The following is a 26,077-nucleotide window of genomic DNA, read 5'->3' as shown; positions in this document are numbered from 1 at the left end:
CCCATCCCGAACAGGACCGTGAAACGACTCCACGCCGATGATAGTGCGGATACCCGTGTGAAAGTAGGTAATCGCCAGGCTCTCCCTTGAAACCCCCCAGTACGAAAGTACTGGGGGGTTTTGCTTTTGCGGCGGCGAAAATGCCGCCGCCGCAATACCCAATACCCGGCCAGGGATCCCCCAATCAGGGTACTGGAGCCTTCCTTCGCCMATATCGTTCTGTTACCGTAGCCCCAAGCGGAGGCACGGTCCCCGTGACGCAGTTCGATGTGTGGTATCCAGGTTCGGGGGATGAATGGCGGCCAGATTTTGCCTGCTGGCACTGACCGGCGCGGTAGGTACGCTTATTTTGGCGGGGTGCGGCACATTGGCAACGGCGCCCACGGCACAAGCACCGGTCCCGCGATGGGGCCCCGGTGCCATGGCCGCGGTATCGCTGGACGATTGCAGTAGCGTTGCCACGCATCTCGATCGGCTCAGGCAAGTCGAACCGGCAGACGCATCGGTTCCGGTGGAGCGCAAGGCAGCGGACCTGACCGCAACGAGCCAGGACCAGGCCGAAGGCGACCATCAGGCCAGCGAGCCGGAAGAAATCCCTGCGCAGCAACGCTTGCCGCTGTTCTCGGCGACGCCCAGCGGGCTTGACAAGCCGGTAGGCTGGCAGTCCTGGACCGTCAATCGCAACAAGACGCCAACGCGCTATGCCCTGACAGAAGTCGACCGACGCATGGTGTTGCATGCGCAAGCCGACAGTTCGGCATCGGGATTGTACGTGCCGCTGGTCGGGCGCGAGCCGGGCATGCTGAACTGGACGTGGAAGACGCGCGACGTGATTCGCAGCGCTGACAACTCCCTGGCCCCGCGTGAGGACTCGCCGCTGCGCATCTTCGTCGCCTTCGATGGCGACAAGGGCAGCCTGTCGCTCAAGGATCAACTGATGTACGAGATGGCACGGCTGACGACGGGGCGCGAGATGCCCTATGCCACGCTGATGTACATCTGGGGCGGGCGAAAGCCAGAAGGCTCCGTGATATCGAATCCCCACACCGAGCGTGTGCGGATGATCGTGGTCGACTCCGGTACCCGCCATACCAACGAGTGGCGCTGCCATCGGCGCGATCTGCGCGCCGACTATCGCAAGGCCTTTGGGACCGATCCGGGCAAGGTGGTGGCGATCGGTGTCATGACCGATACCGACAATACCAGGAGCCGTGCTGAAAGCTGGTACGGCGATATCGCTCTGGACTGATCACTGATCACCGGCCAACCAACACGCGCCGGCGTTGAACGCCGGCGCATCGCCGACCTGCGCGCTCAGGCAGGAGCCAGCCACTTCTCCACCAGCTTCACGAAGAAAGTCGAGCCAACCGGCAGGATCTCGTCGTTGAAGTCGTAGCTGGGGTTGTGCAGCATGCATGGGCCCAGGCCGTGGCCGGCTTCGCGGTGCAGCCCCTCGCCATTGCCGATGAACAGGTAGCAACCCGGTTTTTCCAGCAGCATGAAGGAGAAGTCCTCGGCGCCCATGGTCGGCTCGATCTTGTCATCGACATTGCCCGCGCCTACCAGCTCGCGTGCCACTTCCACGGCAAATGCCGTTTCCGCCGCGCTGTTGACGGTGGGCGGATAGTTGCGATGAAAGGCGAAATCCACGGTGCAATCGAAGGCGCTGGCGACGGCGCGCGCGACCTCTCCCATGCGGCGCTCGATCAGGTCCAGCACGGGCAGCGTGAAGGTACGCACCGTGCCGCCGATCCATGCCTCGTCCGGCACGATGTTGGTGGCATCGCCGCCATGGAACTGCGTGACCGAAATCACCGCCGCATCGATCGGACGCTTGTTGCGCGTGATGATGCCCTGCAGCGCCGAGACAATCTGCGCGCCGGTGAAGACCGGGTCGTTGCCATTGTGCGGCAACGCAGCATGGGCGCCCTTGCCGCGCACGACGATGCGGAATTCATTGCTCGAGGCCATCAGCGGCCCGGCGGTCGTGCCGAAGCTGCCGGCGGGCATGCCCGGCCAGTTGTGCATGCCGAACACGGCATCGCAGGGATGGCGTTCGAACAGGCCGTCCTTGATCATCTCGCGGGCACCGCCGCCGCCTTCTTCGGCCGGCTGGAAAATCAGGTTGACGGTACCGTCGAAATTCCGGTGCTCGGCCAGGTAGCGCGCCGCGCCCAGCAGCATCGCCGTATGGCCGTCGTGGCCGCACGCATGCATGCGTCCGTCGTGTTGCGAGCGGTGGCCGAAGGTGTTGGCCTCCTGTAGCGGCAGGGCATCCATATCGGCGCGCAGGCCGATGCTGCGGCCGCTATTGCCGTTGCGGATCACGCCGACCAGGCCGGTGGTGCCCAGGCCGCGATGGACTTCGATGCCCCACGCGGCGAGGTTCTTCGCCACCACGTCGGATGTCCGTTCCTCCTTGAAGCAAAGCTCCGGGTGGGCGTGGATGTCGCGTCGGATGGTGCGGATCTCGGCTTGCGCCTGAAGAATTTCGGGGATGAGTGTCATGATGCCAGTTCGGGCGATGGATACCCCGATCATACGACGCCCGTGCTGAAAGCGCCAAAGCAGGCGCACCGCAGACCGCCCCCGCCCGAATCCTGGTGCCGCCAGATGATGCACTGCGGGCAAACCAGCGCGGGGGTTTCCCCGCATTGCCGCGCAGGGTCCGCTGCTGGAACAGTTCATGCTTGATGTGCCTGCCTGGTATCGTTGCCGCTAATCGCTCATCCAGCCGCACCAAAATGCGGCACCCGGGGCGATATGCCTTCGCTGCCCTTAGTCGTTGTTTGCTACATTTCCCCGGGAGAGTTGCGCGATGTCCCTTCGCACATGCAAGAAGGCATTCGGTGCCATGGTGGTAACCGCGGCCATGAGCTTCGGTTTTGCCAGCCAGGCCCAGGCGGTCGATTTCAAGCTGGCCATGAGTTCACCCCCGACCTCGATGGATCCGCATTTCTACAACCTGTTCTCGAACATCAACGTCTCCGAGCACATGTTCGAGAGCCTGGTGAAGATGGACGCGGACAGCAAGATCATTCCCGGCCTGGCCGAGTCCTGGAAGCTGGTGGATAACCTGACCTGGGAATTCAAGATCCGCAAGGGCGTGAAGTTCCACGACGGCTCGGAGCTGACCACCGACGATATCGTCTGGTCGCTCGACCGCCCGGCCACCATCCAGAACAGCCCCGGCAAGTTCGACGTCTACACCAAGGCGATCACCAACAAGAAGGTGATCGACAAGTACACCATCCAGCTCACCACCAGCACGCCGTACCCGCTGATGCTGAACGACCTGACGTCGATCTACATCGTGCAGAAGAAGGCGACGCAGGGCCTGAACTCGGATGACTTCGCGCAGGGCAAGGGCATGATCGGCACCGGCCCCTTCAAGTTCGTCAGCTATGCGCGCGACGACCGGGTCGAACTGGTGAAGAATCCCAATTACTGGGGCCCCAAGCCCGCCTGGGACAAGGTGACGCTGCGCTTTATCCCGAATCCGGCCACGCGCATGGCGGCGCTGCTGTCCGGCGACGTCCAGGCCATCGAGAATGTGCCGACGCCGGACCTGCCGCAAGTGCGCAAGGATCCGAAACTGGCGTTCTTCTCCAAGATCTCGCACCGTGTGATCTACCTGTACACCGATGACAAGAAGGACAAGACGCCCTTTGTCACTACCAGGGAAGGCGCGCCGATGGACAAGAACCCGCTGAAGGATGCGCGCGTGCGCAATGCCATCAGCATGAGCATCAACCGGCAGGGCATCAAGGACCGATTGATGGAAGGCCTGTCCGAGCCCACCAACAACCTCGTGCCGCCAACGCTGTTCGGCTACAACCCCAACCTGAAGACGGTCAAGTACGACCCGGAAGGCGCCAAGAAGCTGCTGGCCGAGGCGGGCTATCCGAACGGCTTCGGCATCACGCTGCACACGCCGAACAATCGCTACGTCAACGACGAGAAGATTGCTCAGACCATTGCGCAGAACCTGACCCGCATTGGTATCGTGACGAAGGTCGAGGGCATGCCGATGGCAACCTATTCTTCCAAGGGTATCAAGCACGAATTTTCGTTCGGCCTGCTGGGCTGGGGCGCGCAAACCGGCGAAGTGAGCTCGCCGCTGCGTGCGCTGCTGGCATGCGAGGATTCCAAGAAGGGCTTTGGCACGACCAACTGGGGCGAGTACTGTAATCCCAAGATGGACGTGGTGCTGGAAAAAGCCCTGGCCACCGTGGATGACGGGGAGCGTTCCAAGCTCCTGCAGGAAGCGACCGCGATCGCCATCAACGATGGCGGTATCATCCCGATCCATCAGCAGGTGACCACCTGGGCCACGCAGAAGGGCATCACCTATGTGCCGCGTACCGACGAACGGACGTACGCGCACAATTTCAGGCCGCAGTGAAGTGAAGCAACAGGTGACACCGGGGGCGCGGCCGCAACGCCGCACTCCCGGGCAAAAAAGATCCACACGTATAAGCGGGAAGCGTCCGCGGTCTGGGTGGCCGCTTCCCGACGATTCATCCCCCGACGGTAGCCGGGCCTAGCCACGACCCGACTGCCGGTGCAGCCAGGCGGCGCCCACAGGCGGCGTGGCGTGTCATCGGCGAAGGAAGCTTCCGAACATGCTGGTATTCATCATTCGACGCCTGATGCAGAGCGTAGTCGTGCTCTTCGTCATGTCACTGCTGGTCTTCCTGGGCGTCTTTGCCATCGGCAACCCGGTCGATATCCTGATCAATCCCCAGGCCGACCAGGAAGACATCAAGCGCACCATCGCCGCTCTCGGGCTCGACAAGCCCCTGTGGGAGCAGTACTGGATCTTCCTGCGCAATGCACTCCATGGCGATCTCGGTACTTCGTTCGCACACGGCACGCCGGCGCTCAAGCTGATCTTCGAGCGCATGCCGGCCACCATGGAGCTGGCCGTGTGCGCCATCCTGCTGGCCGTGCTGCTGGGTATTCCGCTCGGGTTGTGGGCGGGCCTGCGGCCCGGCGGCGTGGCCGGCAAGACCATCATGGGCGTGTCCATCCTCGGTTTTTCGCTGCCGACCTTCTGGGTCGGGCTGATGCTGATCATGGTGTTCGCGGTGCAACTGGGCTGGCTGCCGTCCAATGGGCGCGGGGAGACCACGTCGCTGCTCGGTATCCCCGTCAGTTTCCTGACCATCGATGGATTGCGTCACTTGCTGCTGCCCGCGGTGACGCTATCGCTGCTGAATATCGCGATGGTGATCCGGCTCACGCGCGCCGGCACGCAGGAGGCGATGCTGCAGGACTACGTCAAGTTCGCGCGCGCCAAGGGCCTGTCCAATACCCGCATCGTCGGGGTGCACGTGCTCAAGAACATCATGATCCCCATTGTCACGGTGATTGCCTTGCAGTTCGGCTCGATCATCGCGTTTGCCATCGTGACCGAATCCATCTTCGCCTGGCCCGGCATGGGCAAGCTGATCATCGATTCCATCCAGTTGCTAGACCGGCCGGTCATCGTGGCCTACCTGATGGTGATCGTGACGCTGTTCATCCTGATCAACCTGCTGGTGGACATCATCTACAGCGTCCTCGATCCGCGCGTGCGTATCGCCGACAACAAGGGCTGAGCTCATGACAACCGAAATCGAAACCGAAATCGAAATCGCGGCGGTACCGCTGCCGCTGGCCGAGCAGACCCCGCTGCGGCGCTTCGCCAGCCAGTTCTTCTCGAGCAAGATCGCGGTCGCCGGCCTGGCCTTGCTGATCATCATCTTGCTGATTGCGCTGTTGGCGCCGTGGCTGTCGCCGCAGAACCCCTACGACCTCGCTACGCTCAACGTGCTCGATTCGCGCATGGCCCCGGGCGAGAAATCCGACGAAGGCATGACCTTTCTGCTGGGCTCGGACGAGCAGGGCCGGGACATTCTTTCCGCCGTGATGTATGGCCTGCGCATCAGTATTGGCGTGGGTGTCGTCAGCACCGTGATCGCGCTGTTCCTGGGCGCCACGCTGGGCCTGATCGCCGGCTTCCTCGGCGGCCGCGTCGAAGCCATCATCATGCGCGTGGCCGACCTGCAGCTGTCGTTCCCGCCCATCCTGCTGGCGCTGATCCTGCTGGCTTTCCTGCGTCCGGGCATTGGCAATATCGTGATCGCGCTGGTGGCGGTGCAGTGGGCCTATTACGCACGCACCACCCGCAGCGCAGCCCTGGTCGAGCGGCGCAAGGAATATATCGAAGCCGCCACCTGCCTGGGCCTGCCGCCGGGGCGGATCATGTTCCGCCACCTGCTGCCCAACTGCCTGCCGCCGCTGATCGTGATTGCGGCGCTGCAGGTGGCATCGGCGATCACGCTGGAAGCCACGCTGTCCTTCCTCGGCCTGGGCGTGCCCATTACCGAGCCGTCGCTGGGTTCGCTGATCGCCAACGGCCAGCAATACATGCTGTCCGGCAAGTACTGGATCAGCTTCTTCCCGGGCATTGCGCTGGTGGTCACCATCGTGGCGATGAACCTGGTTGCCGACCAGTTGCGTGACGTACTCAATCCGCGCCTGCAAACGCAGTAACGCAGTAACGTAGCACGACAGGAGCGAACATGCGCAACCCTACCCTGGTGGTGGAAGGTCTCAAGACCCAGTTCCATACGCGCGCCGGTGTCGCGCGCGCCGTCGACGACGTTTCGTTCTCGGTTGGCCGCGGCGAGATCATGGGACTGGTGGGCGAATCCGGCTCGGGCAAGTCGATGACCGGCTACTCGATCATGGGCCTGATCGACCCGCCCGGCAAAGTGGTGGATGGCCGCATCGCGCTGACCAGCCGCGATGGCATCACGCGCGACCTGCGCAATCTCACGCCGGCACAGATGCGCGACGTGCGCGGCAATCGCATCGCGATGATCTTCCAGGATCCGATGATGACGCTGAACCCCGTGCTGCGCATCGATACCCAGATGATCGAGGCGGTGCTGGCGCATGAAAAGGTCGACAAGGCGGTGGCGCGCGAGCGCTCCCGCAACGCCTTGGCCCGCGTCGGCATTCCATCGCCGGACGAGCGGTTGCGCGCCTATCCCCACCAGTTCTCCGGCGGCATGCGCCAGCGCGTGGCGATTGCCATCGCGCTGTTGAACAAGCCGGACCTGATCATCGCCGACGAACCCACCACCGCGCTGGACGTGACCATCCAGGGCCAGATCCTGTACGAGATGCAGAAGCTGTGCCGCGAGTCCGGCACCGCGCTGATCTGGATCACGCACGACCTGTCCGTGGTCGCTGGCCTGGCCGATTCCGTGTGCGTGATGTATGCCGGCAAGATTGTCGAAGCCGGCGATGTGCGCCAGGTGCTGGAGCGGCCCGAGCATCCCTACACCCACGGCCTGATCAGTTCCGCGCCATCGCGCAATCCGCGCGGCGCGCCGTTGCGCCAGATTCCCGGCATGACGCCGTCGCTGCTGAACCTGCCGGCCGGCTGTGCCTTTCGCGAGCGCTGCGCCTACGCCACCGATGTGTGCAAGACGACACCGCCGCTGGACACCGCGGCGGACGGGCGCCGCCTGCGCTGCTTTCATCCGGTCCTCGCGCAGCAGGAGGCCGCATGAACGCCACCGTTGTTGATCCCGCCATGACGTCCGAACCCATTGCCGAACCCACGCCCAGCGCGCCGATCCTCGAGCTGAAAGGCGTTTCCAAGCGATTCGTCAAATCGCTCGACACCGCGGCCAGGATTGCCAATCTGTTCGGTGCCGGCGCGCAGGAGGAAGTGGTGCATGCCGTCGACCGTGTCGACCTGGCCGTTCGCACCGGCGAGGTGGTCGGCCTGGTCGGCGAGTCCGGCTGCGGCAAGTCCACGCTTGGCCGCATGGCGGTGGGCCTGCATTCGCTGACGGAAGGCTCGCGGTATTGGAAGGGTATCGACCTCGACCACCTGCAGCCCGAGAAGAAGCGTGAGAAGCAGTTGGCGATCCAGATGATCTTCCAGGATCCATATGCGTCGCTGAATCCGCGGCTGCGTGTGCTGGATATCGTGGGCGAGGCGCCGGTGGTGCACGGCATGGTGCCGCGCGGCGAGCAGAAGCGTTATGTGGAAGACATGCTGGTGCGGGTGGGCATGGACCCGACCGTGCTGCGCCGCTTTCCGCACCAGTTCTCGGGTGGCCAGCGGGCGCGGATCGGCATTGCGCGGGCGCTGGCGGTGAAGCCGGAATTCCTGGTGTGCGATGAATCGGTGGCCGCGCTCGATGTGTCGATCCAGGCGCAGGTGCTGAATCTCTTCATGCGCCTGCGGCAGGATCTGAACCTGACCTATCTCTTCATCAGCCATGATCTTGGCGTGGTCAAGCATATCAGCGACCGCGTAGTGATCATGTACCTGGGGCGGGTGGTGGAGTCGGCGCCGGCGGAAGATGTGTTTGCCAGTCCGAATCATCCCTATACGCAGGCGTTGCTGGCGGAGGCACCGAAGCTGGAGGTGGGGAAGAAGACGTTTGTGGCGATTAAGGGGGAGATTCCTTCGCCCTTGCATCCGCCGCCGGGGTGTCATTTCCATCCGCGTTGTCCGCATGCGATGCCGCGCTGCCGGGAGGAGCAGCCGATGCTCAAGGAAATTGCGCCGATGCGGTTCTCGGCTTGCCATTTGAACGATATGGGGTAGTTGGCTAGTCCCACGGCGCTGGACGGAGCCGACAGCATGCGCTTGTCGCTCCGTCTCCCCTCAGGACCCCTCAGGGGCCTCAAGGGAGAGGGAAAACGGCCCGGCCGCGGCGCAAGGCAGATGGCCGCGCTTCAGCGAATCACCTGCCCCTTGGAATTGATGATGGTCATTTCGACGAATTTCGAGCCGATGTGGCTTTCAGGGCTGAAGTTGACGATGTAGCCGCCCAGATCCAGGTTTCTCATGCCTTCCAGCGCGGTGATCAGCTTTTCCCGGGTGAGGTCCTTGCCGGCGCGGCGCAGGCCTTCGGTGAAGGCTTTGGCGGCGATGAAGCCTTCGATACCGGCGTAGTCGAACTCGTTGGGCTTGCCGACCGCCTGCAGCAGGCGCAGGTATTCGCGTACCACCGGCAGCGTGGCGTTGCCGGGGTGGGGCATGACCTGGGAAATGATCACGCCGCTGCCCTTGGGACCAACTTCCCTGGCCAGCGCCTGCGTGCCGACAAACGAGACGTTATAGAACTGGCCGTTGAAGCCGCGCCGCAGGGCTTCCCTGACGAAGGCGCCCGCGGTCCGGTACGCGTTGATCATGACCACCGCGTCGGGGTTGGACTTCATCGAGCCCTGCATGGCGTCGCCGATTTCCACGGTGTTGCGCACCACGCCCTCGCGCGCGACGATCTCCACGCCGCTGCCGGGCGCTGCCTTGAGCGCGCGGTCGAGTGCTTCCAGACCCGCCTTGCCGTAAGCATCCTCGTTGTACACCACCGCCACCCGCTTGAGGCCAGTCACGCGGATCTGGCGCAGGATGGCCGCGGCCTCTTCGTTGAAGCCGGCACGCACGTGGAAGGCGTAGCGGTTGAGCGGTTCGCGCAGCGACTGGGCGCCGCTGAAGGGGGCGAAGAAGGGTACCCTGGCCTGGGTTGCCAGCGGCAGCGAGGCCTCGCCGGTCTCGGTGCCGACGTAGCCGAACAGGGCGAAGACGCGGTCGTCGTCGATCAGTGTGCGCGTGTTCTTGGCGGCGGCCTCCGGCTCGTTGAAGTCGTCGAGCACCTTGAGCTCGATCTTGCGCCCGTAGATGCCGCCGTGCTGGTTGACGAAATCGAAGTAAAGCCGCGCGCCGGAATTCAGCTGTTTGCCCAGCATCGCGGTAGGTCCGGTGAGCGCAGCCGACTGGCCCAGCAGGATGGTGTCGGCGCTGACGCCGCTTTCGGCATTGGCCCTGGCAATGAATGATGAGCCGATGGCGCACGCCACCAGCAGGCCGGCGATGCGCCAGCCCCTGACCCCAGAATGCATTTGCATGGTTTTCCCGTGAAAAACGGCGTTTCTTTACCCGTGAATGCCTTGCCGGTCTGTGCCGGCGCTACTCTGGCGCCATCCCTGGCGCAGCGTCGGGCTATGATAATCGAATACAATCGGAGCCTGACAATTTCCCCAGCGGCGCCCCTCGGGACGACGCCGGCGTACAACACGCGAGGCCGCCCGGGACGCCCGGCAATGGCCCCTCCCGCGTGCGTGACCGTCCAGCCGCCCCGATGCCGGCCATGCCGTGTGTCCCCAATCGATTGCCAGGAGAATCCATGGCTTCCCACGTCGTCCGTGCCGCCTGTCCGCACGATTGCCCCGATACCTGTGCCTTGCTCGTCACCGTCGAAGACGGCCGCGCCATCAAGGTGGCGGGAGATCCCGGCCATCCCGCCACCCAGGGCGTGCTGTGCACCAAGGTGTCGCGCTACACGGACCGCACCTACCATCCCGACCGCCTGCTCACGCCGATGAAGCGGGTCGGCGCCAAGGGCGAAGGCAAGTTCGTGCCGATTTCGTGGGATGAGGCGCTGGACACCGTGGCCACCCGCCTGTCCGCCATCGCCGCGCGCGATCCGCAGGCGATCGTGCCGTACAGTTATGCCGGCACCATGGGGCTGGTGCAGGGCGAGAGCATGGCAGCGCGCTTTTTCCACAAGCTCGGCGCCTCGCTGCTTGACCGCACCATCTGCGCCAGCGCGGGCGCCACGGCGCTGCGCTATACCTACGGCGCGAGTATCGGCATGGACATCGAGCATGTGCCCGACGCCAAGCTGATCATCATCTGGGGCGGCAACCCGATTGCTTCCAACCTGCACTTCTGGACGCGCGTGCAGGAAGCCAAGCGGCGCGGGGCAACGCTGGTGGCGATCGACCCGTACCGTTCGCTGACCGCCGAGAAGTGCCATCGCCATATCGCCCTCATGCCCGGCACGGACGGCGCGCTGGCGCTGGCGATCATGCACGTGCTGATGCGCGACGACCTGCTCGATCACGAGTACATTGCCAGCCACACCGTGGGCTTCGAGGCGCTGCGCGAACTTGCCGCCGCCTATACCCCGGCGCGCGCGGCCGGGTTGTGCGGTATCAGCATCGGGGACATCGAGTGGCTGGCCGGCCTCTATGGGCAACTGGCGGTGCGCGAGCGCCAGCCGGTGGCGATCCGCCTGAACTACGGCATGCAGCGCGCCCACGGCGGCGGCCAGGCGGTGCGCGCGGTGGCCTGCCTGCCGTCGCTGGTGGGCGCCTGGCGCCACGCGGCGGGCGGCCTGCAACTGTCCACTTCGGGCTTCTTCCCGGTGGACAACCAGGCGCTGCAGCGGCCGGACCTGCTGCCAGGCCTGCCGGCGCTGCCGCGCACGATCAATATGAGCACCATCGGCGATGCGCTGCTGGACGCCGGCACCCGCAACGGCCCGAAGATCGAGGCGCTGGTGGTCTACAACAGCAACCCGGTGGCGGTGGCGCCGCAGTCGACCAAGGTGGCGGAGGGCTTCGCGCGTGAAGACCTGTTCACCGTGGTGCTGGAGCAGTTCCGTACCGACACCGCGGACTATGCCGATATCCTGCTGCCGGCCACTACCCAGCTCGAGCACGTGGACGTGCACAAGGCCTACGGGCATACGTATTTCCTCGCCAACAACCAGGCCATCGCTCCGCTGGGCGAGGCGCTGCCAAACACCGAGATCTTCCGCCGCCTGGCGCGGCGCATGGGCTTTGACGAGCCGTGCTTCGCCGACAGCGACGAAGACATTGCCGCCCAGGCCATCGTGGCTACCGACCCGCGTGCCGCCGGCATCAGCTGGGAGTCGCTAAAGGCACAGGGCTGGCAGAAGCTCAACCTGCCGGCGGCGCCACTGGCCGAAGGCGGCTTCGCCACGGCGTCGGGCAAATGCGAGTTTTATTCGGAGGCGATGCGCCGCGACGGCCTCGATCCCTTGCCCGACTACGTGCCGCCCTACGAGACGCCCGCGACCGCGCCGGAACTGGCGGCGCGCTATCCGCTGGCGATGATCTCGCCGCCGGCGCGCAACTTCCTCAACAGCTCCTTCGTCAACGTCGACAGCCTGCGCGCGACCGAGGGGGAGCCGCACCTGGATATTCATCCCGAGGACGCCGCGCCGCGCGGCATCGTCAATGGCGGCATGGTGCGCGCCTTCAACGACCGCGGCAGCATGCTGGCGCGTGCCCGCGTGACCGACCGGGCGCGGCGCGGGCTGGTGGTGGGGCTGTCGATCTGGTGGAAGAAGCTGGCGCCGGATGGCAAGAACGCCAACGAGCTGACCAGCCAGCGGCTGACCGACCTGGGCCGCGCGCCGGTGTTCTACGATTGCCTGGTGCAGGTGGAAGCCGCGCCGGGCACGGCGGCACAAGCGCAGCCGGCGGCGTGCGCATCGGCATCATGATCCGGCGGCCGGCACGTGCGCTACAGGCCCTGGCTGCGCTGGGGCTTGCCGCGATGCTGGCCGGCTGCGACACGATTGGCTACTACGCTCAGTCCATCGGCGGCCATTTCGGCGTGATGGCCGGCGCCCAGCCATTGCCAGATGCCATTGCCGCGGCGCAGGTAGCCAAGGATACGCGCCTGGCGCAGCGCCTGACGCTGGCCGGCTCCATCCGCGACTTCGCTTCGCGCGAGCTGAAGCTGCCCGACAACGGCAGCTACCGGCGCTACGTCAACCTGCACCGGCCCTATGTGGTGTGGAGCGTGTTCGCGACCCCCGAGCTGTCGATGGAGCTGCACAAGTGGTGCTTCCTGGTAGTGGGCTGCATCAGCTACCGCGGCTACTACGCCCAGTCCGATGCGTACGGCTATGCCGAGGGGCTGCGCAAGGAAGGGCTCGAGCCCTACGTTGCCGGCATCCCGGCCTATTCCACGCTGGGTTACTTCGATGACCCGCTGCTCAATACCTTCGTCTACCAGCCCGAAGGCGAACTGGCCAGGCTGATCTTCCACGAACTGGCGCACCAGGTGGTCTACGTGCGCAACGACACGACGTTCAACGAGTCCTTCGCCACCGCGGTGGAAACGGCTGGCGTGGAGCGCTGGCTGACGCTGGCGGCAACGCCCGAAGCGCGTGCCAGCTACCGCCAGTACGATATGCGGCGCCAGCAGTTCCGCGCCATGTTGCTGGGCGCGCGGGAGCAGCTCGATACGCTCTATCGTTCGCCGTTGTCGGACGACGTCAAGCGGGCCCGCAAGGCGGAAATATTCGCCGGCCTGCGCGCGCGCTATGCGCAGCTCAAGACGGAGTGGGGTGGCTACAGCGGCTACGATCGCTGGTTCGAGAAGCCGCTGACGAATGCGCAACTGGCGGCCGTGGCGACCTACCAGCAATGGGTGCCGGCGTTCACGGTGCTGCTGGCGCAGAGCGGCGGCGACTGGACTGCGTTCTATGCCGAGGTCCGGCGCATTGGCGACCTGCCGCGCGCCGAGCGTGATGCCCGCTTGCGCCAGCTGGCGCCGCCGGCCGGCGGTGGCGATGCGATGACCGCCGGCGAAAGCGGCGGCACGGTGGGGGCTGCGATCGGGGCGGCGCGCGCCAGTGGCGCACCCGATACGCCGGCCGCGCCCGCGGTGCCCGGCGCCAGGCACTGATGTCCTCGCATGGCCGGCTCCCGAGCCGCCAGGCTAGGCGCCCGCCGGGCGTTTCATCCGGCAGGCCGACGGCAGGTTCAGGTCCCGCCCCGCGGTCACGCCGTCGAGGCGGAAGCCGTACTGCGTGCCTTCCACGCCAACCTTGACGGTCTTGCCGTCCACCGGCGCGATCGTTGACACCACCTGCGGCAACAGCAGCTGGTGGTCGCTCTTGCGCATCAGCACTTCCCCCACGGGCGATTGGTATTGCATGCCTTCCAGCGCAAAGGCCACGCTGGTGGGGTCGTCGGTTTTCGCGCGGCGGATCGCCTCGCTGAGCATCTGCACGGCGATCAGCACGCGCGGGGCGAAGTACTCGCCGGCAGGGGTTTGCTTCACCCGGGCCGCCAGCGCCGCCAGTACCGGGTCGTCGCCGTTGGGCAGGTACTCTGCCACCCATGTCAGGTGCGCGTTCCTGGCCTGCGCCACGGCCAGCACCGTGCCGGGCGCGCCGCCGCCGCTATGGTTCAGGTAGTTCAGCTCGTAGCCGGCTTCGCCCGCGGCCTTGATCAGCAGGCTCAGGTCCTGGCCCCAGTTTCCCGTGACCACGGTATCGGCGCCGCTTTCCTTGATCCTGCTGACATAGGGCGCGAAGTCCTTGACGCTGGCCAGCGGGTGCAGCGCCTCGCCGACGAACTGTACGTCGGGCCGCGCGCCGGCGATCATCTGCCGGCCCAGCGCGGCCCAGATGCGGCCCTGGGTGTAGTCCTGGTTGAGCAGGTACACCTTGTGCATGCTTTTTTGCTCGCGCGCGAAGTTGGCCAGGGCGCGCATTTTCATCGCCGTGTTCGCTTCCGTGGCGAAATGCCAGAAGCTGCAGCGCGCCCCGGTCAGGTCGGGGTCGAGCGCGGCGTAGTTGATGATCAGGATGCGCTGCGTGGGGTTGCGCTCGTTATTCCGGTTGGCGGCCTCCACCAGCGCGGTCACCACCGGCGAGCCGGAGGCGCCGGTGAATACCACGTGGACACCGGCATCGATCGCGCTTTGCAGTGCCGTCAGGCTTGCCTGCGGGGAGAGCTTGTTGTCATAGCTGAGCAGCTCGTAGTTGCGCCCCAGCACGCCGCCCTGGGCATTGGCGTCGTCGAGCGCGAACTTCAGGTTGGCCTGGAAGATCTGGCCGACGTTGGCCTGCGGTCCGGACAACTCGTCGATGAACGCCACCTTGATGGCGGGCGCGCCGGGGGTCTGGGCGGGGGCCTGCGCCTGTGCCTGCAGCGGCAAGGCCGCGGCCAGCGCGAAGGCGGCCGCGCAGCGCATCAGTACCCCGGCTGCGCGCGTGGCGATCCCGGCGGTGGCGCCCGGTGCGGCGTGTTTCAAGTCATGGGGCATGGCTTGTCTGTCTCCCTCTCTCACTCACTCTCACTCTTGTCGGGGCGGGGCGTGGCGGGATGGCAGTGCCATCGCCTTGCCCGGCATCACCACGTATCGATAAAGCGCCGCGACTCGCCGTGCGGCGTTTCGCGCAATGGCGGCACCGAAGCCAGTCCGCGCAGCAGCCAGTGGCGCGTGTCGGCCGGATCGATGACCGCGTCGATTTCCAGGTGGCTCGCCATGTTAAGCGCGCGCCCGCGCTGGTAGGCCGCATCCACCATACGCGCAAACAGCGCTGCGCGCTCGGCCGGATCGGCCACCGCTTCCAGTTCCTTGCGAAAGCCCAGCCGGATCGATCCCTCGATGCCCATCGCACCGAACTCGCCGCTGGGCCATGCCGCGGTGAAGAAGGGGGCGGAGAAGCTGCCGCCGGCCATGGCTTGCGCGCCCAGGCCGTAGCCCTTGCGCAGCACCACGGTGAAGAAGGGCACACGCAGTGCGCCGGCGGTGACGAATAGCCGCGACACGTGGCGCACGGTGGCGGTTTTCTCGGCCTCCGGTCCCACCATGAAGCCGGGCGTGTCGCACAGCGACACGATGGGCAAGCCGTGCGCATCGCACAACTGCATGAAGCGCGCGGCCTTGTCCGCCGCCGCGGCATCGATGGCGCCGCCCAGGTGCCGCGGGTTGTTGGCGATGCAGCCGAAGGCGCGCCCCTCGATGCGGATCAGCGCGGTGATGATGCCGGCGCCGAAAGCGGCGCGCAGTTCCAGCACGGAATCGTGATCTGCCAGCGCGGCGAGCACGTTGCGCATATCGTAGCTGCGCAGCCGGTTCTCCGGGATCAGGTGGCGCAGGGCGCGGGCGTCACCCGCCCCCCAGTCGGGCAGGTCGCCCTGGAAGTAGGAGAGGTAGCGGCGTGCCGCGTCCACCGCCGCGGCCTCGTCCTCGACCAGCACGTCGATCACGCCGTTGGGCGCCTGCACGCTCACCGGGCCGACTTCCTCGGGCGCGAAGACGCCCAGGCCACCGCCTTCGATCATGGCCGGGCCGCCCATGCCGATGGTGGCGCTGCGCGTGGCGATGATCACGTCGGCGCACCCCAGCAGCGCGGCATTCCCTGCGAAGCAGCGGCCGGAGACGATGCCCACCAGCGGCACCTGGCCCGAGAGCCGCGCGAACTGGATGAAGGATGTGCAGTCCAGCCCGGCTACCACCGGCATGTCGGTATCGCCGGGCCGCCCGCCGCCGCCTTCGGCGAACAGCACCACCGGCAAGCGGCACTGGCGCGCCAGCGCCAGCATGCGGTCCAGCTTCTTGTGGCCGTAGAAGCCCTGCGTGCCGGCCAGCACCGTGTAGTCGTAGGCCAGCACCATGCAGCGTGCATCGGCCGCGGGGAACCTTGCGGCATTGACCGTGCCGATGCCAGTGACGATGCCGTCGGCCGGCGTCGCGCGTTCGAGGTCTTCGACGCTGCGGCGCTGGCGCTGCGCGGCGATGGCGAGCGCACCGTATTCCATGAAGGAGTCGGCATCGCACAACTGCGCGATGTTCTCCCGCGCGGTGCGTCCGCCCTGGCGATGACGCTTGTCCACCGCCTGCGCGCGCGCCGCGTCTTGCGTGAGTGCCTGGCGGGCCAGCGCGTCGCGCAGGTCGGCGCGGATATGGGCGGGATCCACGGCGGCGCCCGCATCCACCGCATGGTGGCTGCCGTCGTGCGCCGACAGCGCGATCACCGGCGCACCGGCGCGCAGCACATCGCCGGCCGCGGCCAGTACGCGCAGCACTTCGCCCGCTACCGGCGCCTCCAGCGGATGCTCCATCTTCATCGCTTCGATGATGGCGAGCGATTGACCGCGCCGCACGATGTCGCCGGGGTGCACCTGCACCGCGGCCAGCGCGCCGTCCATGGGTGCGGTGACCAACTCGGCATCGTCCGGCAGGTCGTCCAGTTGCGCGGCGCCCGGCACCTGGATGCTCGCGGTGCCGCCTGTCGCGTGCAGCGCCGGATGGGCCTGGTCGCCGTCCAGCACCTGTGCCGCCATTGCCGGCAGCGCGGCATCGAGGTATTGGGTGTGGACGTCATTGCGCCGCACATCCTCGCGCAGCAGCAGGTCCTGCAGCAGCCTGCGGTTGGTGTCGATGCCCTCGATGCGGAATTCGCACAGGGCGCGATAGGCGTGGGACAGCGCGCGCGCGTAGTTGCCGCCGGGTTCATGCACGATCAGCTTGGCCAGCAGCGAATCGAAGCGCGGGTTGACCGTCATGCCCGCGTGGCCGGCCCCGTCCACGCGCACGCCAGGGCCGCTGGGGGGCTCATAGGCATCGATGCGGCCGCTGGCGGGGCGCAGTTGCCCCCGCGCGTCGAGGTGCTCGGCGTTGATGCGCAACTGCACCGCGATGCCGCGCGGCGCGGGTGGCTGCGCCAGTCCAAGCTGGGGCAGGGTCGTGCCGGCGGCGAGGGCCAGCTGTACCTGGACCAGGTCCACGCCCGTCACCATCTCGGTGACGGTGTGTTCCACCTGCAGGCGCGGGTTGGCCTCCATGAACCAGAACGCGCCGTCTGCCCCCACCAGGAATTCAAACGTGCCGATGCCGCGATAGGCGCTGGCGCGCGCCAGCGTCACCGCGGCCTGCGCCAGGTGCGCGCGCATGGCATCGTCCAGCGACGGGCTGGGCGCCACCTCCACCAGCTTCTGGTGGCGCCGCTGCAGGCTGCATTCGCGTTCGCCCAGCGCGATCACGCCGCCGGCGGCATCCGCCACCACCTGGATTTCGATATGGCGGGGCGCGTGCACGATGCGCTCCACGTAGACGGCGCCATTGCCGAACGCGGCCGTGGCCTCGGACACGCAGCGGGCGTAAGCCTCGTCGATGTCCGCCGCGGCGTGCACCGCGCGCATGCCGCGTCCGCCGCCGCCGGCCAGCGCCTTGATCATCATGCCGGCGCCGGCGCCCTGGGCTTGCAGCGAGGCAAAGAACGCGTGCGCGGCTTCGCGCGTGGTGGGCCCGGTGGTACCCGGCACCACGGGTACATGGCATTCCCGCGCCAGTGCGCGCGCCCGGGCCTTGTCGCCGAACAGGCGCAGCACATCCGGGGCGGGGCCCACGAAGGCCAGGCCGGCATCCAGGCAGGCCTGGGCGAACTCCGCGTTCTCGGACAACAGGCCGTAGCCGGGGTGCACCAGGTCGCAGCCGCCGCGGGTCGCCGCGGCCACGACCTGCGCGATATCGAGATAGGCGCGCGGACCAGTGCCGGGCAGCGCAACGGCGCCGTCGGCCTTGCGCACGTGGAGGGCGTCGCGGTCGTCCTCGCTGTACAGGGCGATGCTCTCCAGCCCCGCGCCCGCGGCGGCGCGGGCGATGCGGATGGCGATTTCGCCGCGGTTGGCGATCAGTAGCTTGCGGAACGTCATGATGCGAAGGCGTTGGACAGCGCTGGAGAGAGGAAGACCATGGACGGCTCAGCCAGGCAACCGCTCGGCCCGCGCAGCCATCTCCGTGAGCGGCTGGCGTCCCAGCGGATACTGCGACGCGCGCGGCGTGTGCTCGGGCCAAGCGCGCTGCCAGCGCGCATGCAGGTCTGCCAGGTAAGCGGTCTCGTCCATTGGCGATGTCTCCTTGCTGGTGGGCCGCCAAGCCGTTGGGCTGGCGAAATTTACTCTTTGGTATATTTATGTACCCTTGGGTATGATGCTATTGGCATCGCCGCCGTGCGTCAAGCCGGAACCCCGCCGTGGCCGGGGGGCGAGCGGAACATGTCTACGAGGACCGCCAGGCCTTCCGGGGCCCGGCGCCATGCGAGAATCGCGTCATGCCGACTGCTCAGAAAACCGCTCCCGCCCCCAATGGCGTCCAGGCCATCCGGGCCGAGCCGGAAATCGCACCGGAGACCACACCGGACGCTGCCCCCGCCCGCCCGCATATCACCGAGCGGCAGGAAGCCCGCCGCCGCCAGATTCTCGATACCGCCGCCCAGCTGTTCTACACCAAGGGCTATCCCGGCATGACGATGAACGACCTGTGCCGGGCACTGGGCGTGACCAAGCCGGCGGTCTATTACTACTTCACTGACAAATACGAGATCTTCGATATCCTTTGCCGCGAGTCGGCCCAGACTTGCCTGCCGGTCATCCGCGAGACCGCGGACCCGGCCTTGCCGGTGCGCGAGCGCCTGCATGCCTGCCTGCTGGAAATGGCTCGCCGCTGCATCGCCTGCTATGTGCCGGCCACGTTGAGTTTCCGCGATAACCAGTACCTGCGGCCGGAAACGGTGGCATGGCTGCGCAATATGGCGCGCGCCTTTTACCGCGACCTCTATGCCTTGCTTGAGGAGGGCAAGCGCACCGGCGTCTTCAGCTATGGCGACGCGCGCGTGACCGCGCATGCAATCGGCAGCGTCGTCGGCTTCATGTACACGTGGCACGAGCCCGGCCGCATGGAAGCGCAGGCGCTGGCGCAGCAGCTGGCTACCAATATGATGAAAATGGTGTTGCCGGTTAGCGCCTAGCGGCCTGGCGCTTGCCGTTCTCCCGTGCCGATCGCTAGGGGAATTCCCGAGCCCGCCTGAACTGTGCGCTAAGCTTCACGTCAAAAGGTGAGCGGCTTCCAGAGGACTTCATCTAACGTGTTGTTTTACGCGGGCCGCACGTTTAGCATCTGTCGAAAATCGAACGATCATTCAGAAATCAGGAGACGGCATGGAAAGACTGTGGCTGAAGCATTACCCGGCCGGCGTACCCGCCGAGATCGATAGCAGCCAGTTTCGCTCGCTGGCCGAGTTGCTTGAGGCATCCTTGCGCACCTACGCGGATCGCCGTGCCTTTGTCTGCATGGACAAGTCGATCACTTACGGCGAGCTCGACCGCCTCTCGCGCCAGTTCGCCGCATGGCTGCAGTCGCGCGGGCTCAAGCCCGGTGCGCGCGTGGCCATCATGATGCCCAATGTGCTGCAGTATCCGGTAGTGCTGGCCGCCGTGCTGCGCGCCGGCCTTGTCGTGGTCAACGTCAATCCGCTCTACACGCCGCGCGAACTCGAGCACCAGCTCAGGGACAGCGGCGCCGAGGCCATCGTCATCCTGGAGAACTTCGCCACCACGCTGCAGCAAGTGCTGCCTGCCACGCCGGTCAAGCATGTGGTGGTCGCCAGCATGGGCGACCTGCTGGGCGGCCTCAAGGGCACGATCGTCAATTTCGTGGTGCGCAACGTCAAGAAGATGGTGCCGGAGTGGGAGCTGCCGAACTGCGTGCGCTTCAATACCGTGCTGGAGGAGGGCCGCGGCATGCAGCTGCAGCCCGCCGCCACCGGGCCGGAGGACATCGCCTTCCTGCAGTACACGGGCGGCACCACCGGGGTGTCCAAGGGCGCGGTACTGCTGCACAGGAACATCGTCTCCAATGTGCTGCAGTCGGAAGCCTGGATGCAGCCGGCGCTGAACAAGGGCGCGCCGATCGACCAGGTGATCACCATCACCGCGCTGCCGCTGTATCACATCTTCGCGCTGACGGTCTGCTGCCTGCTTGGCATGCGCAGCGGCGGCATGAGCGTGCTGATTCCCAATCCGCGCGACATCCCGGGCTTGATCAAGGAACTGCAGAAGTACAAGTTCAATATGTTCCCGGCGGTCAACACGCTGTACAACGCGCTGATCAACAACCCGGAGATCGACAAGGTCGACTTCTCCGGCTTGCGCGTGGCCAACGGCGGGGGCATGGCGGTGCAGGAAGCGGTGGCCAGGAAATGGCTGGCCAAGACCGGCTGCCCGATCATCGAGGGCTATGGACTGTCGGAGACCTCGCCGTCGGCCACCTGCAACCCCACCGATACCGACGCCTTCTCCGGCACCATCGGCCTGCCGATCCCCTCGACCGACATCGCCATCCGCGACGACGACGGTCGCGACGTGCCGCTGGGCCAGCCTGGCGAGATCTGCATTCGCGGCCCGCAGGTGATGGCCGGCTACTGGAACCGCCCCGACGAGACCGCCAAGGTCATGACGCCCGACGGCTTCTTCAAGACCGGCGACATCGGCGTGATGGATGCGCGCGGCTACACCAGGATCGTCGATCGCAAGAAGGACATGATCCTGGTGTCCGGGTTCAACGTGTATCCGAACGAGATTGAAGGCGTGGTCGCGGAATGCCCGGGCGTGCTGGAAGTGGCGGCGGTGGGCGTGCCCGACGAGCATTCGGGCGAAGTGGTCAAGCTGTTCGTGGTCAAGAAGGACCCCGGCCTGACCGAAGCCGAGCTGATCGCCTTCTGCAAGGAACGCCTGACCGGCTACAAGCGGCCCAAGTATGTGGAGTTCCGCGGCGAGCTGCCCAAGACCAATGTGGGCAAGATCCTGCGCCGCGAACTGCGCGACAACCGCAAGGCAGCCTGAGCAGCAGCAAAGTGCCAGGCGCGGCCAGTCCCGGGCCGCGGATGTTCATGCGCTCACCAGGCCGGCCTTGAGCCTGCCGAGCAGGCGGAACAGCGCGCGCCGGTCGGCTGGTGGCAGGCCGCCGAGCAACTGCTCGATCCATGCCTCATGCGCGCGCGCCATCCTGGAAAACGCCGTGCGCCCGGCCGGCGTGAGCCGGATCAGGTAGGCGCGGCGATCGCTGGGCAGCGCCTCGCGCGAGACCAGGCCCTCCTGCTGGAGCTGGTCGGTGATCCCGGTGACGTTGCCGCCCGTGACCATCATGCGGCGCGACAGCTCGCCCATCTTCAGGCCTTCGGGGTGGCGATCGAGCTGGGACATCAGGTCGAAGCGCGGCAGGGTGCAGGCGAAATCCTGGCGCAGGCGCGAGCGGATGTCGGACTCGACCAGGTTGGTGCAGGTCAGCAGCCGCAGCCACAGGCGCAGGGCGTCGTGGGTGGTGTCTTCGGCACGGGTTTCGAGATCCACCGGCGCTTCTTCGGCGCCGGCTTTTTCGGATATCCCGGAGATTCCGGAGTTTCCGGGGATCCCGGCAGCTCCGGTGGCAGGTGTGATGGGCATCGCGGCACGCAGTTTGTTTGATGCCTCAAGTATATGCGCTGGCGGGCCGCCACGGACCGCAGGAGGCATCAATCCACCTTGGCGCCCGAATCCTTGACGACCTTGGCCCACTTCGCGTGCTCGGCGCGGATAAAGGCGGCGAACTGCTCCGGCGTATTGCCGACCGGCTCTGCCCCCTGTGCCTGCATCTTTTCCCGCACGGCTGGCGTGGCGAGCGAGCGGGCGACTTCCTGCTGGATGCGCGCGACGATGTCGTGCGGCGTCCCCGCGGGCGCCAGCAGGCCGAACCAGGAGCTGGCCTCGAAGCCGGGCAGGCGGCCCGCTTCGGCCACCGTCGGCATGCCGGGCAGAGCCGGGGAGGGCCTGGCGCTGGTGACCGCCAGCGCCTTGAGCTTGCCGGACTTGATCAGCGCCATCGACGAGGGCAGGTTGTCGAACATCAGTTGCATGGTGCCTCCGGCCAGGTCGGTCAGCGCCGGGCCGCTGCCCTTGTAGGGGAAATGCACCATGAAGGTGCGGGTCTGGGTCTTGAACAGCTCGCCGGCAAGATGGATCGAAGTGCCATTGCCGCTCGATGCCATATTCAGCTTGCCGGGATTGGCGCGCGCGTAGGTAATCAGGTCGTTGACGCTGTTGATGCGGTTCTGCTGCGCGAAGGCCGGATTGACCACCAGCACATTCGGTACCGAGGCCACCTCGGTGATGGGCGCGAAGTCCTTGATCGGGTCGAACGGCAGCTTGCTGTAGAGCGACTGGTTGATGCCATGCGTGCCCACCGTGCCCATCAGCAGCGTGTAGCCATCCGGCGCCGCCTTGGCAACCATGTCGGCGCCGATGTTGCCCCCCGCGCCGGGCCGGTTGTCGACCACCACATTCCAGCCCTGCAGCTTCGACAGTTCGGCGGCCACCGCGCGGGCGAGGATGTCGGTGGTGCCCCCGGCCGGGAACGGGACCACCAGCCGGATCGGCTTGGCGGGGTAGGGGTCGGCGGCTAGCGCGGGGCCCTGCCAGGCGAAGGCACCCAGGCATGTGCCGGCGATCGTGGCTAGCAGCATCCGGGTGGCGCGGCGGCGCATGCGGTGCATGGACTGTCTCCTTGTTGGTGTTTGCCGCGGCCGCACGGCACGATGTTGAATGCGGCCGAAAACGTTGCTGCATTGTAGTGTCGGCATAACAATGTGCCGATGAGGTGATGCCCTAAGCGCGAATGCGAGGCGCCGCCAGAAACAAAAAAGGCACCCGAAGGTGCCTGTGCAAAAGAGCCCGGATGCGCTTAGAACTTGTGGCGGATACCAAGGCCGACGCCAAGCATGTTGTCGTTGTTGCTGCCGAGGAAGTAGCCGTTGGCGAAGCTGATGGCCGAGGTGTCGAAGTTCAGGCCAGCGTTCTTGGCGTACGCAGCGGTCAGGTAGACATCGGTACGCTTGGACAGGTTGTAGTCGGCGATGAAGGAGATCTGCCAGGGGTTGGCGAGGTGGGTGTTGCCGCCGAGGTTCTTGACATTGTCGTAGTTGTACTGCAGCGTCAGACCCAGCGGCGCGGTGACCTGGTAGTTGGCGCCGATCCAGTAATAGTCGTCGCGAAGCACGAGCGAGCCACCAGGGCCCTTGGATTGGCCCCAGCGATAGCCGCCCATGATCTTGGCCGGGCCAAAGGCATAGCTGGCTGCCGCGGCCGCCTTCTTGAAGGTGCCGGTGTCGCCGGTCGCGCTCAGGGTCGGATTGTACTGGTCGTAGGCGACGGTCGCGCCGAAAGGACCGGCAGCGTAGGCCACGCCGGCACCGTAGCCGGTATCGCGGCGGAACTGGCCAGGGACTTCGCCGTTGCCTGCTACACCGTTGCCGAAGGACCAGTGCGCAATCGCCGTCACCGGGCCGAACACGCCGGTGTACTTGGCGGTGTTGTCCGAGCGGAAGTTCAGGCCAAGCTGGGCCACCACCGGTTCATACTGGGTGGCGTAGCCGGCGGGCGAGAAGTTGGCGAGCACGTCGAAAATCGAGGTGTACTGGCGGCCGAAGGTGAAGCGGCCAACCTGGGCGCTTTCAATACCCACGTACGCTTGACGACCAAACAGGCGGCTGCCCTGCTGGAGCGTGCCGTTGTCAAGGGCGAAACCATTTTCGAGCACGAACAGCGCCTTCAGGCCGCCGCCCAGGTCTTCCACGCCACGCAGGCCCCAACGCGAGCCGGACAGGCCGCCGGACGACAGGCGGTAGACGTTATTGCCGCGGCCGGTATTGAAGCCGTTGGCCGCCGACGGCGCGACGCCGAGGTGGTTGACGTATTCGATGTTTATATCCGCCACGCCGTACAGCGTCACGCTGGACTGTGCCTGTGCGGCACTAGCGAATGCACCCAGCGCGGCCAGCGCGAGAAGCGATTTTTTCATGCTCGATGATCTCCATGTAGGAATTATTTGTGGTCAAGCGGAGAAACCTCCTGAGTCTCCTTGCACCGCTTACCCAACTTCGTCAGAAGTTGCCAAATACTGTAACAAACCGCCTTCGTTTCACAATCGGGTTGACTGCCCTTGTCAGCTTTTCGCAACTCAGGGTTTTGGAGTAGCGGATGCGGCAGGCGCTGGCCTGGCGCGGGCTGGCTGGAGGGCGGCGCGCAAGGCGGTCACGGTACAATGCGGGAAATCCCGAGGCGGTTTCAAACACGTTGTGTCCGCCGCGGCGGGAGCGGGCGGCATGCCCGTCCCGAGCAACCACCAGCGATGCATCCATGGATAACTTGATTCGCGAATTCGATGTGGCCTTGCGCGCGATCGCGGGCGTCACCCGTGCCAGCCGCGCCAATCCCGCGGAGGATCTGGCGCCCGATGCGGACGGCTTCGACGCGGCGCAGCGCCGGCATGTGGCCGGCCTGATGCGCGTCAACCACGTGGGCGAGGTTTGCGCCCAGGCCCTATACCAGGCCCAGAAGCTGACCGCGCGGACCGCGCAGGTGCGCGCGCAGATGGACGAGGCCGCGCGCGAGGAAGAAGACCATCTCGGCTGGTGCGCCGAGCGCTTGCGTGAGCTTGGCTCGCGTCCGAGCCTGCTCAACCCGCTCTGGTATGCCGGTGCATTTGCCATCGGCTGCGCGGCGGGCCGCGCGGGTGACCGGGGCAGCCTGGGTTTCGTGTCCGAGACCGAGTATCAGGTCGAGCAGCACCTGAATGGCCATCTCGAACAGATTCCCGCCGACGATGCCCGGTCGCGCGCGATCCTGGAGCAGATGCGCGACGACGAGGTCCGCCACGGTGCCGCCGCCCGCGAGGCAGGCGGCATGCCGCTGCCCGCGCCGGTGCGCGCGATGATGCGGGTGGCCTCGCGGATCATGACCACGGCCGCCTATCGGATCTGATCGGGATCTGATTGGGGTCCGATCGCGCTTTGGTACGGCGATGGATACCGGTCCGCAAGCGGGGTAGACTTCAAAACGTTGTATCCTTCCATCGGTCCCGCGTGGCTGAATTTCGTGCTGCAGGCAGTTCCTCCCTCTGTTGTTCTCAGGTGGTTTCTCTGCTTTCCTCCATAAGATCTTCATTTCATTAGGGATTCACTTTTTCGGTGCGTGAAGTGTGCGCGCTAAGTCATTGTTCTGATTCAAAAAAACCGGTTTGTTGCCATGCCGCGAGCCTTGACCCGCCAAATCGCTTCCTCTACAGTGGGAAATAGTGTGAGGAAGTGTGTTTTTGTGTGAAAAGGCTGTCTGACTGTGGGATCATCGTCCAGCGTCGGATTCGAAGGATGCATGCGCCAACCGGCGGTAACGATGCCGGCGCGGATCGGGAGCTAGCTTGTTTCAGGGCGCATCGGCGCTGTCACTGGATGCCAAGGGCCGGATGTCGATTCCGGCGCGGCACCGTGAAGCGCTGCAACAACAGGCCGAAGGCCGGGTGACGCTGACCAAGCACCCGGACGGCTGCCTGCTGCTGTTTCCCCGCCCTGAATGGGAAAACTTCCGTACTCGCATTGCAGCCTTGCCGATGGATGCGCACTGGTGGAAGCGCATCTTCCTGGGCAATGCCGCCGACGTCGACATGGACGGCGCGGGCCGGGTGCTGATTGCCCCCGAGCTGCGCAATGCCGCCATGCTCGACAAGGAAGTCATGCTGCTTGGTATGGGCAGCCATTTCGAAGTCTGGGATGCCGCGACCTACGCCGCCAAGGAACAGCAGGCGATGGCGCAAGGCATGCCGGATGCATTGAAGAACTTCTCTTTCTGACGA

The 26,077-nt window shown here is 65.9% G+C and carries 21 protein-coding genes; 12 read left to right on the top strand and 9 right to left on the bottom strand.

Annotated elements, in window-relative coordinates; all coding sequences use genetic code 11:
* Positions 1 to 421: 421 nt before the first annotated feature.
* Entirely contained in the window at positions 422 to 1,249 is an 828-nt protein-coding gene (locus AC1DQ3_RS25125; protein WP_477122862.1) for a DUF3047 domain-containing protein, read from the top strand.
* A gap of 65 nt (positions 1,250 to 1,314) precedes the next feature.
* Here AC1DQ3_RS25125 and AC1DQ3_RS25120 read toward each other — a convergent pair whose 3' ends face one another.
* A complete protein-coding gene (locus tag AC1DQ3_RS25120) occupies positions 1,315 to 2,508 on the bottom strand; it encodes a M20 aminoacylase family protein (protein ID WP_477122861.1) in 1,194 nt (397 codons plus the stop codon).
* 310 nt (positions 2,509 to 2,818) lie between these two features.
* Here AC1DQ3_RS25120 and AC1DQ3_RS25115 point away from each other — a divergent pair, with 310 nt between their 5' ends.
* The 5 genes from AC1DQ3_RS25115 (at position 2,819) to AC1DQ3_RS25095 (ending at position 8,620) form a co-directional block, all read left to right on the top strand.
* On the top strand, positions 2,819 to 4,405 hold the full coding sequence (locus AC1DQ3_RS25115) for an ABC transporter substrate-binding protein (protein WP_477122860.1): 1,587 nt from the start codon (positions 2,819 to 2,821) through the stop codon (positions 4,403 to 4,405).
* 220 nt (positions 4,406 to 4,625) lie between these two features.
* Positions 4,626 to 5,603, top strand: a complete 978-nt coding sequence (locus tag AC1DQ3_RS25110; RefSeq protein WP_477122859.1) for an ABC transporter permease — start codon at positions 4,626 to 4,628, stop codon at positions 5,601 to 5,603.
* 4 nt (positions 5,604 to 5,607) lie between these two features.
* A complete protein-coding gene (locus AC1DQ3_RS25105; RefSeq protein ID WP_477122858.1) occupies positions 5,608 to 6,540 on the top strand; it encodes an ABC transporter permease in 933 nt (310 codons plus the stop codon).
* 29 nt (positions 6,541 to 6,569) lie between these two features.
* Positions 6,570 to 7,568, top strand: a complete 999-nt coding sequence (locus AC1DQ3_RS25100) for an ABC transporter ATP-binding protein (RefSeq protein WP_477122857.1) — start codon at positions 6,570 to 6,572, stop codon at positions 7,566 to 7,568.
* Positions 7,565 to 8,620 carry an ABC transporter ATP-binding protein gene (locus AC1DQ3_RS25095; RefSeq protein WP_477122856.1) on the top strand — a complete coding sequence of 352 codons (1,056 nt, stop codon included), beginning with the start codon at positions 7,565 to 7,567 and terminating at the stop codon, positions 8,618 to 8,620. Before AC1DQ3_RS25100 ends, AC1DQ3_RS25095 begins: the two co-directional genes overlap by 4 nt.
* Positions 8,621 to 8,751: 131 nt before the next feature.
* On the opposite strand, the gene AC1DQ3_RS25090 is transcribed toward AC1DQ3_RS25095, so the two are convergent.
* Positions 8,752 to 9,924: an ABC transporter substrate-binding protein gene (locus AC1DQ3_RS25090; RefSeq protein WP_477122855.1), complete on the bottom strand. Its 1,173-nt coding sequence runs from the start codon at positions 9,922 to 9,924 to the stop codon at positions 8,752 to 8,754.
* A gap of 278 nt (positions 9,925 to 10,202) precedes the next feature.
* On the opposite strand from AC1DQ3_RS25090, the gene AC1DQ3_RS25085 reads away from it, so the two are divergent.
* Together AC1DQ3_RS25085 and AC1DQ3_RS25080 are read left to right on the top strand one after the other, a co-directional pair.
* On the top strand, positions 10,203 to 12,332 hold the full coding sequence (locus AC1DQ3_RS25085; protein ID WP_477122854.1) for a molybdopterin-containing oxidoreductase family protein: 2,130 nt from the start codon (positions 10,203 to 10,205) through the stop codon (positions 12,330 to 12,332).
* Positions 12,329 to 13,525: an aminopeptidase gene (locus tag AC1DQ3_RS25080; protein ID WP_477122869.1), complete on the top strand. Its 1,197-nt coding sequence runs from the start codon at positions 12,329 to 12,331 to the stop codon at positions 13,523 to 13,525. Before AC1DQ3_RS25085 ends, AC1DQ3_RS25080 begins: the two co-directional genes overlap by 4 nt.
* Positions 13,526 to 13,558: 33 nt before the next feature.
* On the opposite strand, the gene AC1DQ3_RS25075 is transcribed toward AC1DQ3_RS25080, so the two are convergent.
* The 3 genes from AC1DQ3_RS25075 to AC1DQ3_RS25065 all read right to left on the bottom strand — a co-directional run bounded on the left by AC1DQ3_RS25075 (position 13,559) and on the right by AC1DQ3_RS25065 (position 18,483).
* On the bottom strand, positions 13,559 to 14,821 hold the full coding sequence (locus tag AC1DQ3_RS25075; protein ID WP_477122868.1) for a branched-chain amino acid ABC transporter substrate-binding protein: 1,263 nt from the start codon (positions 14,819 to 14,821) through the stop codon (positions 13,559 to 13,561).
* A gap of 158 nt (positions 14,822 to 14,979) precedes the next feature.
* The gene (locus AC1DQ3_RS25070) at positions 14,980 to 18,291 is read right to left on the bottom strand and encodes an acetyl-CoA carboxylase family protein (protein WP_477122853.1); all 3,312 of its coding nucleotides are present in this window, start codon (positions 18,289 to 18,291) and stop codon (positions 14,980 to 14,982) included.
* Positions 18,292 to 18,339: 48 nt separating this feature from the next.
* Positions 18,340 to 18,483 (bottom strand): hypothetical protein, encoded by a 144-nt coding sequence (locus tag AC1DQ3_RS25065; protein ID WP_477122852.1) that lies wholly within the window; start codon positions 18,481 to 18,483, stop codon positions 18,340 to 18,342.
* A 206-nt stretch (positions 18,484 to 18,689) separates the two neighbouring features.
* On the opposite strand from AC1DQ3_RS25065, the gene AC1DQ3_RS25060 reads away from it, so the two are divergent.
* Together AC1DQ3_RS25060 and AC1DQ3_RS25055 are read left to right on the top strand one after the other, a co-directional pair.
* Positions 18,690 to 19,385, top strand: coding sequence for a TetR/AcrR family transcriptional regulator (locus AC1DQ3_RS25060; RefSeq protein ID WP_477122851.1), 696 nt, complete (start codon positions 18,690 to 18,692; stop codon positions 19,383 to 19,385).
* A gap of 190 nt (positions 19,386 to 19,575) precedes the next feature.
* The gene (locus tag AC1DQ3_RS25055) at positions 19,576 to 21,258 is read left to right on the top strand and encodes a long-chain-fatty-acid--CoA ligase (protein WP_477122850.1); all 1,683 of its coding nucleotides are present in this window, start codon (positions 19,576 to 19,578) and stop codon (positions 21,256 to 21,258) included.
* A 45-nt stretch (positions 21,259 to 21,303) separates the two neighbouring features.
* On the opposite strand, the gene AC1DQ3_RS25050 is transcribed toward AC1DQ3_RS25055, so the two are convergent.
* From AC1DQ3_RS25050 to AC1DQ3_RS25035, 4 genes are all read right to left on the bottom strand, one after another.
* Positions 21,304 to 21,858 carry a MarR family winged helix-turn-helix transcriptional regulator gene (locus tag AC1DQ3_RS25050; RefSeq protein ID WP_477122849.1) on the bottom strand — a complete coding sequence of 185 codons (555 nt, stop codon included), beginning with the start codon at positions 21,856 to 21,858 and terminating at the stop codon, positions 21,304 to 21,306.
* Positions 21,859 to 21,926: 68 nt separating this feature from the next.
* On the bottom strand, positions 21,927 to 22,943 hold the full coding sequence (locus tag AC1DQ3_RS25045; RefSeq protein ID WP_477122848.1) for a Bug family tripartite tricarboxylate transporter substrate binding protein: 1,017 nt from the start codon (positions 22,941 to 22,943) through the stop codon (positions 21,927 to 21,929).
* A gap of 188 nt (positions 22,944 to 23,131) precedes the next feature.
* Complete coding sequence (locus tag AC1DQ3_RS25040) at positions 23,132 to 24,247, bottom strand: porin (RefSeq protein WP_477122847.1); 1,116 nt, start codon at positions 24,245 to 24,247, stop codon at positions 23,132 to 23,134.
* A gap of 82 nt (positions 24,248 to 24,329) precedes the next feature.
* Positions 24,330 to 24,587 (bottom strand): hypothetical protein, encoded by a 258-nt coding sequence (locus tag AC1DQ3_RS25035; RefSeq protein ID WP_477122846.1) that lies wholly within the window; start codon positions 24,585 to 24,587, stop codon positions 24,330 to 24,332.
* Between AC1DQ3_RS25035 and coq7 the strand changes: the two genes are divergently transcribed.
* Positions 24,586 to 25,209 carry a 2-polyprenyl-3-methyl-6-methoxy-1,4-benzoquinone monooxygenase gene (gene coq7, locus AC1DQ3_RS25030; protein ID WP_477122845.1) on the top strand — a complete coding sequence of 208 codons (624 nt, stop codon included), beginning with the start codon at positions 24,586 to 24,588 and terminating at the stop codon, positions 25,207 to 25,209. The two genes, AC1DQ3_RS25035 and coq7, sit on opposite strands and share 2 nt — an antisense overlap.
* 436 nt (positions 25,210 to 25,645) lie before the next feature.
* Positions 25,646 to 26,074, top strand: a complete 429-nt coding sequence (gene mraZ / locus AC1DQ3_RS25025) for a division/cell wall cluster transcriptional repressor MraZ (RefSeq protein ID WP_477122844.1) — start codon at positions 25,646 to 25,648, stop codon at positions 26,072 to 26,074.
* The last annotated feature ends 3 nt before the right edge of the window (positions 26,075 to 26,077 follow it).

It is taken from the genome of Cupriavidus sp. 01T418, assembly GCF_056398885.1.
Note: the sequence above shows the minus strand (reverse complement) of the source record. Positions and strands in the feature narration are given on the sequence as shown.